Source organism: Acinetobacter lwoffii (assembly GCF_015602705.1).
GTDB classification, from domain to species: Bacteria; Pseudomonadota; Gammaproteobacteria; order Pseudomonadales; family Moraxellaceae; genus Acinetobacter; species Acinetobacter lwoffii_E.
Genome location: NZ_CP059081.1, coordinates 2,201,726 through 2,217,231 on the forward strand (window position 1 = coordinate 2,201,726; position 15,506 = coordinate 2,217,231).

At 39.2% G+C, this 15,506-nt stretch carries 13 protein-coding genes and 1 pseudogene; 7 read left to right on the forward strand and 7 right to left on the reverse strand.

All coding sequences use genetic code 11. From position 1 onward, the window contains the following. Nucleotides 1–12 precede the first annotated feature (12 nt). From gatA to H0S56_RS10605, 3 genes are all read left to right on the forward strand, one after another. Nucleotides 13–1,491 carry an Asp-tRNA(Asn)/Glu-tRNA(Gln) amidotransferase subunit GatA gene (gatA, locus tag H0S56_RS10595; RefSeq protein ID WP_195725025.1) on the forward strand — a complete coding sequence of 493 codons (1,479 nt, stop codon included), beginning with the start codon at nt 13–15 and terminating at the stop codon, nt 1,489–1,491. Then, nucleotides 1,491–2,972, forward strand: coding sequence for an Asp-tRNA(Asn)/Glu-tRNA(Gln) amidotransferase subunit GatB (gene gatB, locus H0S56_RS10600; protein WP_195725026.1), 1,482 nt, complete (start codon nt 1,491–1,493; stop codon nt 2,970–2,972). The genes gatA and gatB overlap by 1 nt, the downstream gene beginning before the upstream one ends. 86 nt (nt 2,973–3,058) lie before the next feature. Further along, nucleotides 3,059–3,706: a hypothetical protein gene (locus H0S56_RS10605; protein WP_195725027.1), complete on the forward strand. Its 648-nt coding sequence runs from the start codon at nt 3,059–3,061 to the stop codon at nt 3,704–3,706. A gap of 80 nt (nt 3,707–3,786) precedes the next feature. On the opposite strand, the gene H0S56_RS14345 is transcribed toward H0S56_RS10605, so the two are convergent. The 3 genes and pseudogenes from H0S56_RS14345 to H0S56_RS10615 form a co-directional block, all read right to left on the reverse strand. Then, nucleotides 3,787–4,395 carry a hypothetical protein gene (locus tag H0S56_RS14345; RefSeq protein WP_227554890.1) on the reverse strand — a complete coding sequence of 203 codons (609 nt, stop codon included), beginning with the start codon at nt 4,393–4,395 and terminating at the stop codon, nt 3,787–3,789. A gap of 153 nt (nt 4,396–4,548) precedes the next feature. Further along, nucleotides 4,549–4,977 (reverse strand): hypothetical protein, encoded by a 429-nt coding sequence (locus H0S56_RS14350; protein ID WP_227554891.1) that lies wholly within the window; start codon nt 4,975–4,977, stop codon nt 4,549–4,551. Then, nucleotides 4,967–5,732: pseudogene (locus tag H0S56_RS10615) on the reverse strand (IS5-like element ISAba31 family transposase). Before H0S56_RS10615 ends, H0S56_RS14350 begins: the two are co-directional and overlap by 11 nt. 399 nt (nt 5,733–6,131) lie before the next feature. Between H0S56_RS10615 and H0S56_RS10620 the strand changes: the two are divergent. Next, nucleotides 6,132–6,353 (forward strand): hypothetical protein, encoded by a 222-nt coding sequence (locus tag H0S56_RS10620; protein ID WP_005107594.1) that lies wholly within the window; start codon nt 6,132–6,134, stop codon nt 6,351–6,353. Between the two features lie 19 nt (nt 6,354–6,372). Here H0S56_RS10620 and H0S56_RS10625 read toward each other — a convergent pair whose 3' ends face one another. The 3 genes from H0S56_RS10625 to sbmA form a co-directional block, all read right to left on the reverse strand. Next, nucleotides 6,373–6,861, reverse strand: coding sequence for a hypothetical protein (locus H0S56_RS10625; RefSeq protein WP_195726081.1), 489 nt, complete (start codon nt 6,859–6,861; stop codon nt 6,373–6,375). A 466-nt stretch (nt 6,862–7,327) separates the two neighbouring features. After that, the gene (locus H0S56_RS10630; RefSeq protein ID WP_227554893.1) at nt 7,328–8,308 is read right to left on the reverse strand and encodes a hypothetical protein; all 981 of its coding nucleotides are present in this window, start codon (nt 8,306–8,308) and stop codon (nt 7,328–7,330) included. Nucleotides 8,309–8,996: 688 nt separating this feature from the next. Beyond that, the gene (gene sbmA, locus H0S56_RS10635; RefSeq protein ID WP_005262445.1) at nt 8,997–10,190 is read right to left on the reverse strand and encodes a peptide antibiotic transporter SbmA; all 1,194 of its coding nucleotides are present in this window, start codon (nt 10,188–10,190) and stop codon (nt 8,997–8,999) included. A 502-nt stretch (nt 10,191–10,692) separates the two neighbouring features. Here sbmA and H0S56_RS10640 point away from each other — a divergent pair. The 3 genes from H0S56_RS10640 to H0S56_RS10650 all read left to right on the forward strand — a co-directional run bounded on the left by H0S56_RS10640 (nt 10,693) and on the right by H0S56_RS10650 (nt 14,218). Continuing rightward, nucleotides 10,693–10,887 carry a hypothetical protein gene (locus H0S56_RS10640; protein ID WP_004646210.1) on the forward strand — a complete coding sequence of 65 codons (195 nt, stop codon included), beginning with the start codon at nt 10,693–10,695 and terminating at the stop codon, nt 10,885–10,887. 1,059 nt (nt 10,888–11,946) lie between these two features. Next, nucleotides 11,947–12,828, forward strand: coding sequence for a trehalose-phosphatase (gene otsB / locus H0S56_RS10645; RefSeq protein WP_195725030.1), 882 nt, complete (start codon nt 11,947–11,949; stop codon nt 12,826–12,828). Then, complete coding sequence (locus tag H0S56_RS10650) at nt 12,785–14,218, forward strand: alpha,alpha-trehalose-phosphate synthase (UDP-forming) (RefSeq protein WP_005247031.1); 1,434 nt, start codon at nt 12,785–12,787, stop codon at nt 14,216–14,218. The genes otsB and H0S56_RS10650 overlap by 44 nt, the downstream gene beginning before the upstream one ends. Nucleotides 14,219–14,243: 25 nt before the next feature. On the opposite strand, the gene H0S56_RS10655 is transcribed toward H0S56_RS10650, so the two are convergent. Beyond that, entirely contained in the window at nt 14,244–15,488 is a 1,245-nt protein-coding gene (locus H0S56_RS10655; protein ID WP_195725031.1) for an MFS transporter, read from the reverse strand. Nucleotides 15,489–15,506: the final 18 nt, after the last annotated feature.

Below are 15,506 nucleotides of genomic sequence, written 5' to 3' on the forward strand. Positions count from 1 at the left end.
GAATTATTTCTCATGACAGATTTACATCGCTTATCCATTCGTGAACTTAGTGAAGGTCTGGCAAATGCCCAGTTTTCATCTCGCGAATTGACTGAACACTACTTAAAGCGCATTGCAAAAATTGATGCTCAGGTAAAGTCTTATGTGTCCGTAACTGCTGAACAGGCGTTGGCTGAAGCTGATGCTGCCGATGCCGCAATCAAAGCTGGTAATGCCTCTGCCCTGACTGGTGTGCCAGTTGCCCACAAAGATATTTTCTGTACCCAAGGCATCAAGACCACCGCCGGTTCTAAAATGCTGGACAATTTTATCTCTCCTTACGACGCGACCGTTGTAGCGAAAGGCAAAGCTGCGGGCCTGGTCACTTTAGGTAAAGTGAACATGGACGAATTCGCGATGGGTTCGACCTCTGAGAACTCATATTACGGCGCAACGGCTAACCCTTGGAACCTGGGTCATGTCCCTGGTGGCTCTTCTGGTGGCTCTGCGGCAGCCGTTGCAGCCGATCTAGCACCATTTGCAACTGGTACTGACACCGGTGGCTCTATCCGTCAACCTGCGTCATTCTGTGGTCTGACCGGCCTTAAACCGACCTATGGCCGTGTATCGCGTTTCGGGATGATTGCTTATGCATCATCACTAGACCAAGGCGGTCCAATGGCGCGCTCGGCGGAAGACTGTGCTTACCTGATGAATGTCATGGCCGGTCATGATGCAAAAGATTCAACCTCGATGGATCAAGCGGTAGATAACTATGTCGCGAACTTGAACGCTACCTCAGTAAAAGGCTTACGCATTGGTATTCCAAAGCAATATTTTAATGTTGCTGGTTTAGATGCTGAAGTCAAAGCACGCGTTGAAGAATCCTTAAAAAAACTGGAAGAGATGGGCGCAATTCTGGTTGAGATTGATCTCAACATGACTGAAAGCTATGTGCCGACTTACTATCTGATCGCACCTGCCGAAGCTTCTTCGAACCTGTCACGTTTTGATGGCGTACGTTATGGCTACCGCGCAGAAAATCCTGTGGACCTGATGGACCTGTACAAACGTTCACGTTCAGAAGGTTTTGGTGCCGAAGTGCAACGCCGTATCTTGATTGGTACGTATGCCCTGTCTGCAGGTTATTACGATGCTTACTATGTAAAAGCACAGAAAGTACGCCGTCTGATCCAGCAAGATTTCCTCAAAGCATTTGAATCTGTTGATGTCATCGCTGCACCTTCTGCGCCAACGACTGCCTATAAAATTGGTGCAGATTTAACGCCAGTTGAAATGTACCTGGGCGATATTTATACGCTTGCGGTAAATCTGGCAGGTCTTCCTGCGATTAACGCGCCTGTCGGTTTTGACCAAAATAACTTGCCAGTTGGCTTACAGCTGATTGGTAATTACTGGTCAGAATCTCAATTGTTGTCTGTGGTACACCAGTATCAACAGGCCACCGATTGGCATACAAAACGCGCTGCAATTGCTGAGGAGAACGCATAATGGCTCAAGCTCAAAAATCGGCTAAACCAAAATCCAACCTGATTGATGGTTGGGAAGTCGTTATTGGTATCGAGATTCACACTCAGCTTGCCACCAATACCAAAATTTTTTCAGGTTCATCGACTGTTTTCGGTAATGATCCAAACACGCAAGCCAGCCTGGTTGATTTGGCTATGCCGGGCGTATTACCGGTATTAAACAAAGAAGTGGTTGATCTTGCGATTCGCTTTGGTTTGGGCATCGATGCTTACATCGATCAGGCGTCTGTATTTGCGCGTAAAAACTACTTCTATCCGGACTCTCCAAAAGGCTATCAGATCAGCCAGATGGAGAACCCGATTGTGGGCTTGGGTCATATCGACATCCAGCTTGAAGATGGCACGGTTAAACGCATTGGCGTAACCCGTGCGCATCTCGAAGAAGATGCGGGTAAATCGATTCATGATCAGTTCGAAGGTATGTCAGGCATCGACTTGAACCGTGCTGGTACGCCGCTGCTTGAAATCGTTTCTGAACCGGATATGCGTTCGGTTGAAGAAGCGGTTGCTTATATCAAGGCAATTCACACTTTAGTGCGCTGGTTAGGTATTTCTGACGGTAACATGGCGGAGGGTTCGTTCCGCTGTGACTGTAATGTATCTTTACGTCGTCCGGGTCAACCGTTTGGTACACGTTGTGAATTGAAAAACCTGAACTCATTCCGTTTCATTGAACAAGCGATCAATGTTGAAATTGAACGTCAAATGGAAATTCTGGACTGGGATGGCACCATTGATCAGGAAACGCGTCTGTTCGACCCTGTAAAGATGGAAACGCGTTCAATGCGTTCTAAAGAAGAAGCGAACGATTACCGCTACTTCCCTGACCCAGACTTGTTGCCTGTGGTGATTGCTGATGAGCAAATCGAAGCAATTAAAGCGACCATGCCTGAACTTCCTGCGGCACGTCGTGCGCGTTTCGTGGCGGACTTTGGCGTGACTGAGTACGATGCGCACGTGCTTACACTTACTCGTGAAATGTCTGAATTTTATGAGGAAGTCGTTAAAGCTGCTGGTGGTGCTGCACAAGGTAAGATTGCGGCAAACTGGGTGATGGGTGAATTCTCTGGTGCTTTAAACAAAGCAGGCTTAGATTTGGCGGATTCTCCTGTATCTGCGGAAAAACTTGGCGGTATGATCGCGCGTATTGTGGATAACACGATTAACGGTAAGATCGCGAAGCAAGTATTCGGCTTTATGTGGGAAGAAGGCAAATCTGCGGACGAGATTATTGCTGAAAAAGGCTTGAAACAGGAAACTGATACAGGCGCGATTGAAGCGATTATTAAGGAAGTGCTTGCTGCCAACGAGAAGATGGTTGAAGAGTATAAATCTGGTAAAGAGAAAGCTTTCAATGGTCTGGTTGGTCAAGTCATGAAAGCAGCAAAAGGTAAAGCGAACCCTGCGCAAGTAAATGAGTTGATGAAGAAATTGATTGGTTGATTTAAACCATTAATTTGAATAAAAAAGCCTCGATTTATCGGGGCTTTTTTATATACTAAAACATCATAATTATTTGAATAAAAATAATGGAATCAATCGATGTCATCGTAGCTCTTATTGGCATAGTAGTAGCAATATTCTCTATTCCTAAATCCTTACATGCAATCGGCGAACACAAACGTAAAAAGTTTAAGGACGAATTAGATAATTTTATCGAATATTTTGAAAAATTTTATAAAGCAGATGAAAGTAAGTATCCCAAATTATTAAGAGATAAAGCTGCTCAAAATATTACTCGCTCCAAAGATATGAATGCAGAATTACTTCACTATTTAATCAATTTACATGAAAAGGGTTTAGTAAACTTTGATCAAGCCACAGATCATTACTACTGGGGAAGTAGATTTCTTACATATAACAGCAATAATAATGTAATTACTTTTAAAACAAAGAGATATACCTCAAGTACTGTATCCAAGTTAAATTATGTCTTGTATGCTTGTTTCCTTACTTTAGCTATATTTACATTAGTTGGATGGATTGAGTTTTTAAAAGTAACTTGGTTCGATAATATAATTAGTATCGCACTGATTATACTTGCTACAAGATTCTTAAATACTGCCGATGATATGAAAGAAGCTTTAAATTTTCTCAAGCTGATGAAGAATAGTGCTGATAAAGATGAATCTAAAGAAATGAATGAAACTGATAGTTCTATCGATTTGGCATCCTGAACCCAACTCTGCACAAGTAAATGAATTAATGAAGAAATTGATTGGTTAAAACTGATTAATTTTGGAATAAAAAACCCGCTTTAGAGCAGGTTTTTTATTTTTTCAATAATTTCTTTAATGTTGGCATTAATCTCTTCTACATGATTAAAAAACTGTTCTGATAAGTTTTCTCTAGCAATTTTTGACTCAATGATTTTATGATCGGCTTCTGTTCTATCTTTTTGCAAAAGACGTACTGCTTTGGTTAATTTTTTTGAAGATCCTATTTTTTCTTCAAACAATCCTAATAACTCTAACTTACTAATATCTCGTCCTGATTCATATACAAAATCCTTATCTAAACAATCTTTATTATTTCTAAGAAAATCTTTTAAAGTTTTCTGATTAATATTATCTGGTCCGACTAATTTAAAGAGTTCACTACAACTATCAAAATAAGATTTTTGAGTATTTTCGACTGGAGGACGGCAATAAATATTTTGTACTTTATTAAAAATATTATTCTCAAACAGTGAGTTTAATGACTCTAAGTTGTTAGTTAAATCTGATAATTCATCAGTATAGTTCACCCACGCACCTTCATAATTTCTATTAAAGAATTTTTCATAGGCTTCGTCATTAGGGAGAAAATCTAATTCATGGATATTAAGCTCGTGCGAATGCCAATATCTTTGTTCAAATTCGCTCATGTTAGCCAAATCTTTATATATGGCAACAATGGCTGATTTTCCATTTGCTAATGCTTTTCTACCATGTCTAACATGGATATATCTTTCTTCAGGTGTTTCTTCAGAACAAATAGAGATATGCCCACCTGATCTAGAATCATCGAGTTCATAATATTAAGGATAATCAAAATATCGAGCTAATACAGATTCATCAAAAAGTACCTGTGATAACTGATGAGCTCCTAGATATAATCTTTTCTTATACTCTGGAATACTTTTTCTAACTAAATCACTAGAGTAAAAAAATTCTTCTAGCATCTGCTTTGAAGGAAAATATATATGCACCTTAATCGGAGTAAATTCAAATTCTCTCGTTTCTGAGTCTATTGATATTTGAGACAATTCGACATTTGCATTGATAGTCCCATAGTTCGCAGCTACTAAATCTTCCATAGCACGCATGACAATTGAATTATCAATTTCAATTTTATTTGCTATTTCTGAACTAGCGGTTCCACCAAATGATTTATTCCAATTTTCTATTGAAATTTTTTCGATATTTTTCTGTATTTCATCTAGGGTCTGTTGACATTTACTGTTCATAATTAACCCTATAAAGGTAGCCATAAAAATATACAGGCTAAAGCAACAGAACTTTGATAATTTCTTTTGAGCTTGTCATATCGAGTAGCTATTCCTCTAAACTGCTTTAATCTACAAAACATATTTTCAACTAAATGCCTGATTTTATATAAATACCAGTCCATATGATCATTGTTCGATTGGCTATTTGTTTTCTTTGGTATATTCGCTTTAGTCCCTGTTTTCCTGATCTGTTCACGCAGTGGTTCTGAATCATAGCCTTTATCTGCACATACCACTTTTGTCTCTTTTAAATCTAATGTTGATATTAAATCAGGTGCAACTTTAACATCATGTGTGGTTCCATCGGTAATCATGAAATCAATAGGATTGCCATGTGCATCAACAATCAAATGTATTTTTGAGGAGTTTCCCCCTACACTTTTAGAAATAGATTGATTCGCTATGCCGGCAGAATGTTGATGAGCACGTACATGAGAGCCATCAATAAAAATCCACTCCATATCGGGACATGAGGCTAGTAATTTGAATAATCTAAGTAACTTACCGCTGCTTGACCAATGATTAAAACGTTTGAAAATAGAGTTGGAATGACCAAAACAACAAGGAATATCTCGCCACGGACAGCCTGTTCTAATTCTATAGAGAATAGCTTCAATAAAATTGCGTAAATTTGAGTTGTGGTGAATGGATAAATTACGCAGAATAACTTTCAACTTTTGCCAGTGTTGATCTGTCAGCATGGTACGAGGCATAGCGAATAGTAAAATTGGGTTTGGCGATTTGATTTTACTACTTCGCTATTTTTTTAAGCTAAAAGTGTCAACACACCCTAATTTCAAGGAAAAACTCTCACTTTTCTAATTATGACGGTATAACATGTTAATTTATAAAATCTTTCCAACTTTATTCAAGTGATAATTCTCAACGTAAAATAACATGACCATTAAAAAAGTATCCTCCATCACCAAACTTGAAGACTTAGGACGTATCCAGCTTCCCTAATCCCTCTAAATTTCCCTTTAGAAAAGGGAGACTTTGTCATGTGATTAATTGGATACGCGTAGTTCCCTCTCCTTTATTAAAGGAGAGGGTTAGGGAGAGGATTACTTTTATGCTATAAAATCAAAAAACTAACTAATAGAAAAACAAAAATGACACCTGAACTATTACTTACCATCATTCAAGCTTTCATTGGCATATTCGTGCTTGTGATCGTCATCATGCTCATCTATCCCAAATGGCGAAAAAAGATCACAGAACCTAAAGGCGATACCTCCAAACGTCAAAGAGGATCTGATTGGGCAGATGGGCTAGAACTTATTTTTATTCCCATTTACTGGCTAATTAAACTTATTGCAGGCATCTTCAAATAAAGCCTCATGACTTATCGCCTTATAGTCCCAACTTATTCAACAAATCTGGGGTTAAAAAAGTCTGTGCAACACGATTCAAATCGATATAACGCAACACACCTTTGAGCTGATTATTGATTTCAGGATTCTTTAAAATTTCATCGCCTGTAGCTCTACCTAATGCCTGAAAACTATCCCCTACAGCTTGCAAGCCTTCCGCCTGAATCACGGCTTTGGTTTGTGTAGAACATTGCTCTACAAGGATGCGCTGTAAAACGGTCGCCAGATTCTTATCTAATGCTTCCTTTTGAGTAGCGGTCACATTACTAAAAGCCTTTAAGTCCGGATGATTACCTAAAGCCACAAAGGTCCATTGCAAGACCGTGGTTTTATCGGTGGCTGTGGTGGATTTCATCAAACAGTCACTGAGCTGATCAACTGTTGGACCTGCTATGGCAACCTGAGTTGCACCTAATAATGTTGCCCTTATTAAAAATGTACGAAGCTTTGTGAAAGATCTATGCGCCATCATAATTTCCTGTTCTTCGATGTCCGGCCAGTGATATAAAACCAGTTATTTGTAGCATGGAACAGGGCAATAAACTGATAGAGCTCTGTAAAACCTAAATCAGATTTGCAACACTTGGATGATCATTCTGATGTCCATATTGCTATTCATCAGGTCAGGATATTGATCAGTCAAACTTAGCGCTATGATTTAGACTAAAACAATAAAAATAAAAACTTATAATTATGAATACCAACATATTTCACAGCATCATACTGTGGGGACTTGTCCTTTTTTTCGTCTTGATCGTATTTTTATTCATCCATCCGACATCACGGAAGGAGATTCTCGGGTCACGTGATCTCTCCGCTAAACCAAGCGGACTTTCTTCTACTCTCTCCCGTCGGATCGAACAGATTTTTGCGCCTATCTTCTCGATCGTCAAAAGGATCATACGGATTTTGGATTAAGTCTTTTGATCCCGCGCTTATTTTAACTGCCTCAAAAGATTCTTGGCTCCGGCATGATTATAGTTATTGGCCAAATTCTGCAAAATCCGCTTGGATTGCGCTTTAGCATTTGGGAAACGGCTGGCATAGACCGGAATACTGTTCAGACAGCGTGCAACCAACATCCCTGATTCAGTATAGACACGTGTTCCCTCAGTGCCCTGCAATTTACCGTAGTTATAGGCACGCTGGGCGTTGTTACAGGCATTATTCAGATTCTTGCCACTATTAATATCACGTCGCGCTGCCACATAAATCTTCATCTGATGTTGTTGCGGTGTTTCTGCTATTGTAGCTCGAGCTGATGCCGCTGCTAGCTGCTTTTTCTCTGCTTCTTTTTTCTCAAGCTCTTTTCTTTCTAATTCCTTTCGCTCTAATTCTTTCCTCTCCAGCTCTTTACGTGCTGATTCCTTCAGTTCATTTGTCGTCTTTGCGACAGGAGTCTTAGGAGGAGTCATGGTTTTTATCAATGCAGGGGTGGTTTTCTCCACAGCAACCCTGGCTTTAGTTGGACGATAAAAGTTTTTTGCTTGAGAAGGGCTCATGACCTGGGTGAGTAGTCGAACACTACGCGTCTGGCTAGATTTATCAACTTGTCGTTCAGAAGTTGGTTCAATCGAGACAATCCAGCTTTCAGTCAGGTCATCCATACGACACTGATAGGCACCGCTACCTTGTACAACACCCCGATTGGCACTCAGGCGTTTACGCTGGGCAACATCTGCCATGGCACTAAAATTACTTTTATACAGCAGGGAAAATTTACCGCCCTGTTCATGACAATATTGCGTCAGTATCGAACGCGGATACATGGCCTGAGTCGTGTTATTTTTCTGAGCTTGTCCCCAAAGATAAACATAATCTTTTGCACTACCATCACGTTGATTCAAAGCCCGTTTGGCAATTAGTTCTTCCGGACTGGCAAAAGGATGTAACACCTCTGATTTCAACCGATTCACGCTATTACATCCAGCTAAAGCTGCTGCCCCTATTATTAGAATTATTACTTTTAGCTTCACAGCAAATATCTCAACCCCAAAATCCCGTATAACATAGCTTAAATAGCACAAAACAACAAACACAAGATATTGATAACTATAATATTTAAATGGTAAAAAGGCACATATCAGCCTCAACTTTGCTGATTATGCCAAGCTTCATGTGATAAAAATTGACACAAGTATCATTTTTAAATCAGTTCAAATAATAAACAATTCCATTCAGGACTCAAGAAAAAGATAGAAAAAACACATAAAAAACCGAAGAAGGCGGTGAGTCCTTCTCCGGCGGCTTATTCAGGGAACGCTACAGGCCTTTATTATAATGGGTAATAAATTTACCTTTTATCCGCTGTAACATTGCCTGAACAAGATCAGCATAAGAATAATTTCCTCAACGTACACTTGTTATTTTTATACGTCAAACCACCGGAAATTAAACGCCATCTTGGCTGGCCCTTAGGATTCTAGACAAGAAAAAAATATCTGAATACCCCAATATTGGGAGGTTCTGACACGATTTACCCAAGTCATCTGACCAACGGTCAGATCGATATTTTCCATTGGATTTTGTAAACTAACTCGCCATAAAAAAAGCCAAACCTAAAACTGTTTGGCTAATAAAGCAGGATGATAATATGAGAAAAAATTAATCAATATGTGATTCAAATGCTTTCAACCGTTTATAGATCGACATCAGTTCAATAATCGTCGGCCAAGACAAAATCAGGTACTGGAAAGATTCTCGCACTTTGCCGAACACATTTAGGATTTGCATCATTAAACCGAGGGTAATTGCCCCTGCTGCAATACTTGGAAACAGAATAAATAATCCGTAAATATTGTCCAACTGCAAGTACCAGATCCGAACCATGTTGAAATAAGCATAGTGAAAATACAACCGGAAATAATTCCAGCGTACTCGGCTAAACAGTTCTTGTAATGTCAACGGATGTGCGCGATCAGCATAGTCTTCGCCATAGACCAGCTCTTTACGATAGGCTGCCTCAACTTTCTGGTTATTAAACTCCAGTCCGGGCAGCTTCATTCCCACGACCATCAAAATGACCGTACCCAATACCGCCCAACCAATCGAGGCCCACATTAAAGCATGCGGTATTTCCCCTACAATTGGTAAAACTTTCACATGACTAGAGAGCTGATATAAGATCGGCAGGAATGCCATCAGCAACATCAGCGCTTCAATCAAGGAAACACTTAACTGCTCCGTGGTTTTGGCAAAGCGCATGGTATCTTCCTGGATACGTTGTGATGCACCTTCAATATGACGTAACTGCTCCCAATGTGCGGTGTAATAATCATTCATCGCGGTACGCCAGCGGAAGACATAATGACTGACAAAAAACAGGTTAAATACCGCTAAAGTGACATAAACCATCGCAATATAAATAAAGGTTAATGCGCCTTGATACAGCAATGAAACATCCCCACCACCCTTAGTGAGCATTTGTTGAATCTGATCATAAAACGGGCTATACCATTCATTTAATACGACATTGACCTGTACCCCGAACCAGATATTAAACAGAATAAATGCCGAGCCCCAGACCGACCAGCGCTGCCATCGGTGTCCGGCTTTCCATTGCCAGAACAGCGCAAATATCGTAGTTGCAATGAAATACCAGAGATAGAACCAGATGAATTGAGCTGACCAGAAACGCCCGATACCGATTGTAAGCTTTTCATCAAAATAACCTTCAGGAAAACCCAGATAGGTTCCCCATCCTGATCCACCACTATGCCAAAGTACAAGATTAATGATAAACCACAAAATCAGGCTGCTAAAAAACCAGACGGGTTGCGGGAAAAATGACTTAAACATGCCGACCCAGTTCTCCTTATGTCTCTTGGTCATCCAAATGACGCATAGTTTATTCTTATTTTAGATTTTTACTGTTATAAAGCATTAATTTTCAATTTAGTGTAAAAAAGGATAGAAAGATATCGAGTCTCTAGAAAATTATTTTTATCATTCAGCTCTGCGTTATGATTTTCCTTATATTCTCGATTTTTATCATTCAGCCGAGCGATATCAAAAACAAAAAAATTATCATGTTTTTGACCTTTCGTTATTTTGATAGACTTTTTTATGCCTGTTATCTGTCGGGTTTATGTAAAAGAACCTCATGCTTCCGAGTACTGCAAGAATAGGATGAAAATCAGGCATACTGCATGTCTTCTAGGTGTCTTTTACCTAAATAGAGCACTTCTCCCTATTTGAATAAATCATTGATCAAGTTCTCAGTTTTTGAAGAAACAGTTAAATTTTCAAAAATCATGCTATGATTTAATTATCGAAAAGTAATCTTATTTTGGAAAAAACTATGGAAAGTTCGGTAATTGAATTACTTAAACCGGTGACTCTAGAAAAAGAAAACTGCGCCCCTATTAGTTTTGAAGCAGGTACTGTTTTGAAAGTGGTCATGCAGACTCCAACCAGTCTTCTGGTCAGTAATGATGATGATTTTAACTTTACCATTCCTTTAAAAGACGAAAATGAAGTGTGGCGAGAAATCTGAGTATTTTTCTTTCATGCAAATAGACGGGTTGTATCTGAGTTTGGTTTCTTAACTTATATGATACGACCCTGAGCTTCTCTCTACTTTAATTGCTCTTTCATTATTTTTTCAAGAAATTATTTCTTCCCTTTTCTCTCATCATTTACTGCTGTTAAATTGACTCATCCATTTGAGCAAAAAATTCTTTTTAATTGAAACATCATTTAGTTTTGTAACCTATGTAAGATCACTAATGATCTGTTTTCGGTTTTTTGTATCTACTCTGTCCTTGCGATGACACCTTTACATCTCTTCTCTCTGTTTAGCTCAACTTCATCTAACACCTAAGCTTCGATTCAAAAAAAGAATATTCAAGTTATTTTCAGAGTTTAGTCATAGAACTGGCGTTCATTTTTTTTCGATTTTTTATCCTCTGATAAAATTTACCGATAAGAATTAAAAAATTAATCTGAGATACTAAATTAACAGGCTATTTAAATTGTATATCTCTCCAATTGATCCTAAGAAAGTTTGATGGTACGAAATTTCCCTCTAGCCAATTTTAGTATTTTTGCTGTTAAGACAGCTTAGCCAATTGTAAAAAATATTAATTTTCATGAACTTAATTTACATTTTTTATTATATATGCTCAATTTTTAAATTTATTTAAATTATTATATTTAAAAAGATCTCAAAATTACATCTCCCTCATATATTTAAAAATAAAAAAATGAATTAATAATAAAACTATATTCTAAAAAATTAATTAAAAAATACATATTCAAAAATAAAGATTAAATAATAAATCTTATTATGTAAAATCCTGAAAAACAATCAATCCAAGAAAATCTTAAAATATAAAATCCTCATAATTTATTTTTAAAATTTATTAACAATACTGGATTTCTACCAAAATATTTCTAAATCTTACAAAGTAACTGTACTTGTTAAAAGTGTTTCGTTTCTGCACTTAAAGCCAGTCTGTTAAATGAAATATGTTATAAATTTAATCAAAGCAATGACCATTCAGGTAATTCTAACTTTTAAATCAATTTAACTTCAGAGGCTTAGGTAGTATTTATGTCGACTCTAAAAGAAGATCAAGACCTAGAAGATTCACTTGCTACATCTTCTTATATATTACCTCAAGTGATTTTAAATCAAATCAAACCTATTATTTATTCTCATAAAATTGTTTTATTTCTTGATATTGATGGAACCATTTCTGAATTCCACCCAGATCCAGCAAAAAGTATAATTAAGAGCGAAACCTTAAATACCTTAAAAGAGTTACAACAATATATTCAGCTAATATTAGTGACCGGTCGCTCAATTGCACAAGCACAAAAACTTATTTATCCATTTGACTGGAATATTGCCGGTTCTCACGGTCTGGAATTAAGCTATCAATCGCGTTTAAGCAAGTTAATTGATTTAAATCCTGAACAGTTTGAATTATTAAAAAATTATATTACAGAACATAGTAATAATATTCCTCAGACTCGAATAGAAATTAAAGACTATTCAGTCGCCCTGCATTTTCGTGAACATCCCTATTTAGAGCATCAAGTGCATGCATTTGCCTTGAATTGTCTTACTCATTTTCAGGATTTTGAACTTAAGGCTGGAAAGTTTGTATTCGAACTGGTGCCCAAAGGGGCAAATAAAGGTTCAGCCATCCAGCAAATCATTCAGCAATATCACTTAAGTGATCATTACCCCATTTTTATCGGAGATGACCTGACCGACGAAGCCGGTTTTCAAGTCATCAACACATTCAAAGGCTGCTCTATCAAAGTCGGTACAGGCAACACCGTGGCACAACATCGCCTCGAAAACGTGACTCAAGTACAGGCTTTTCTAGCAGAATTTTTAGAAATACTGAAAGCACAACAACAATTATTATTGGAGAAATTACATGTCGAAACTCATAGTGTTATCAAATCGTGTAAATCTACCTAAGTCAGACAATACACAGGCAGGTGGATTAGCGGTGGCATTGCAGGATGCTTTGCAGGATATAGGCGGTATCTGGGTTGGCTGGAATGGATCCCGAGTTGACCAGACGAAAGAGCAGAAGTTTCAAATCCTGAAGCATCAAAATGTTGAATATCACACGAGTCCATTGACTGAATCCCAATATCAAGGCTTTTATTGTGGTTTTGCCAACAATGCATTGTGGCCGCTGATGCACGACCAGCATCAACTTGTAGATTATCAGCCGCAGGATTTTAAGATCTATCAGGATGTCAATTTACGCTTTGCCAAGCACCTTAAACAGGTAGCATCTCCACACGATATTATCTGGATCCATGATTATCATTTTTTAAGCGTGGCGCATTATTGCCGTAAACTGGGCATGCGTAACCGTATTGGCTTTTTCCTGCATATTCCCTTTCCTGAACTAAGGCTCTGGCAGACTTTACCCGCCCATCGCGATCTGGCACATCATTTGGCCAACTACGATGTACTGGGTTTGCAGACCTCTCGCGATCAGGAAAACTGTTTAAATTTCCTTGAACAGACCTTAAAAGTGCAGCATCGTCACAATGAAATCCTGAATTATCAATCTCGAAAGATTCATGTGAAATGCTATCCGATTGGTGTGCATCCTGTGCAACTACAGAATCAGGCCTCAGATACCCATCTGGAAAAGCTTCCCTTTGATCTGGATACAGTGCAGCCTTATAAAACCATCATTTCAGTTGACCGGATTGATTATAGTAAAGGCTTATTGGAAAAAATCGGATCGTTGCAGAGCTTGCTAGAAGATCAACCGGAGTTTAAAAATCAATTCCAGCAATTACAAATTGCCTGTCCATGCCGACTGGATGTAAAGACCTATAAGAACCTGTATACGCAATTTAAAGCTGCTGTGCATGAACTCAATAGCCAGCATGGCACAGCGGACTGGTTACCCTTCGATTGCAGCTATGATACTTTGGGCCATGAGGCCTTGATGCAACTGTATCGTAAGGCAGATATTTGCTGGGTAAATTCGATCCGGGATGGTATGAATCTGGTCGCCAAGGAATATATTGCTGCACAGGATCCTTTAGATCCGGGTGTCTTGATTCTATCTAAATATGCCGGTGCTGCTGAACAAATGAAAGAAGCCTTACTGGTCGATCCTTATGAGCATGACAGTATGGCTAAAGCTTTGAAGAAGGCGCTGCGCATGTCTAAATCAGAACGTTTGGAGCGCTATCGTTATTTAAGCCAAGGCTTGAAAAATTTCGATATTATTCGCTGGCGTGATCAGTTTATCACTGACCTGAAAAACTCACAAAGCTTGCGGATCTATCGCCCGGTGGCTGCAGGAGCTTCAAACCAGTTCAGTGTGCATGCCTAAATTTTTAAATAAAAAAACACCAGCATTAAGCTGGTGTTTCGTTTTGAAGAGGAGCCACAATCTCTTCGCTGTGTTGCACTTCGCTTGGGTCTGCAGTGAGATGATTCAAAATCACAATACTCAATAGACCAATTGCAATGACACTAAATACCAGACTCAATCCGATAATTTCACTACCGAAGCCGACCAAGGCTGGTCCAATCAACGAACCTGTATAAGCAAATACCGATACATAAGACAATGCCACATGTGAAGCCAAAGTTTTTTGACGTCCTGCACGGGAAAACATCAGCGGTACAATGTTAGCGCTACCTAAACCTAAAATCGCATAGCCTACCAATACCACCTGCCAGACTGGCGCAAAGACTACGGTCAATAAACCGGTTGCAGCCAAGAGTGCGCTTAACAGAATCGTATTTTTTTCACCAAACTGCTGAATAATCAGGTGTCCACTAAAACGTCCCAGTACCATCAAACCAGCAAAGAAACTATAAGCCAGACCGGTTTGCGCCGCAGGCAGACTGAACTCAGTAGCAAGATAAATACCACTCCAGTCCATGGCGGCACCTTCCGAAAGAAAAGCCACAAAACAGATCAGACCAATACCTAAAATTGCCCAGGTCGGTGCTGCTTTTTTCACTGGCTGTTCTGATGATGTGTCTTCTACCGCTGTTTTTGGCTCAGCACCCAAGCTCAAAGGAACAGCAAATAAGGCAATAAGCAGCAAAATCACACTAACAATCACCGCACCAGTTAAAGGTGCCAAGCCGAATCCCATTAACATGGTCATGCCCAGTACGCCTGCTAGACCACCTAAACTACACACCCCATGAAAACCCGACATTAAACTTTTACCGAGTTTTTTCTCAATCTGTGCAGCCTGAATATTGACAGTCACGCCCAAAGCCCCGGCACTGGCACCAAAGAAAAACAGGCTGATTGCCATCATTAAATGATTCGGACTATAAGCCAGAGCAGGCAAAATGAACAAAAATGCACTGAGAATTACAGCCAAAACGGTACGACAACCTAAGGCATTGGCCAGTCGGCCAGCCAGTGGCATCGCCAGCATTGAACCGATTCCGGCACACAGCAATAACAGGCCAAAATCAGCATGATTTAATAACAGGCGCTGCTGTGCATATGGAATTAAGGGTGCCCAAGCCGCAGTACTAAAGCCCAAGCTAAAGAAGCACAACGCAGTCGCTATTTTCTGCCATAGATATGGTGATGGAGACTGAATTCGAGAAAGCAGTGTTTGATTGAACATTGTATTACCAAAAAAGAA

Coding starts and splice junctions, on each gene's coding strand:
- gatA (WP_195725025.1), top strand. CDS start 13: ATGACAGATTTACATCGCTTATCCATTCGTGAACTTAGTGAAGGTCTG.
- gatB (WP_195725026.1), top strand. CDS start 1,491: ATGGCTCAAGCTCAAAAATCGGCTAAACCAAAATCCAACCTGATTGAT.
- H0S56_RS10605 (WP_195725027.1), top strand. CDS start 3,059: ATGGAATCAATCGATGTCATCGTAGCTCTTATTGGCATAGTAGTAGCA.
- H0S56_RS14345 (WP_227554890.1), bottom strand. CDS start 4,395: ATGAGCGAATTTGAACAAAGATATTGGCATTCGCACGAGCTTAATATC.
- H0S56_RS14350 (WP_227554891.1), bottom strand. CDS start 4,977: ATGAACAGTAAATGTCAACAGACCCTAGATGAAATACAGAAAAATATC.
- H0S56_RS10620 (WP_005107594.1), top strand. CDS start 6,132: ATGACACCTGAACTATTACTTACCATCATTCAAGCTTTCATTGGCATA.
- H0S56_RS10625 (WP_195726081.1), bottom strand. CDS start 6,861: ATGGCGCATAGATCTTTCACAAAGCTTCGTACATTTTTAATAAGGGCA.
- sbmA (WP_005262445.1), bottom strand. CDS start 10,190: ATGTTTAAGTCATTTTTCCCGCAACCCGTCTGGTTTTTTAGCAGCCTG.
- H0S56_RS10640 (WP_004646210.1), top strand. CDS start 10,693: ATGGAAAGTTCGGTAATTGAATTACTTAAACCGGTGACTCTAGAAAAA.
- otsB (WP_195725030.1), top strand. CDS start 11,947: ATGTCGACTCTAAAAGAAGATCAAGACCTAGAAGATTCACTTGCTACA.
- H0S56_RS10650 (WP_005247031.1), top strand. CDS start 12,785: ATGTCGAAACTCATAGTGTTATCAAATCGTGTAAATCTACCTAAGTCA.
- H0S56_RS10655 (WP_195725031.1), bottom strand. CDS start 15,488: ATGTTCAATCAAACACTGCTTTCTCGAATTCAGTCTCCATCACCATAT.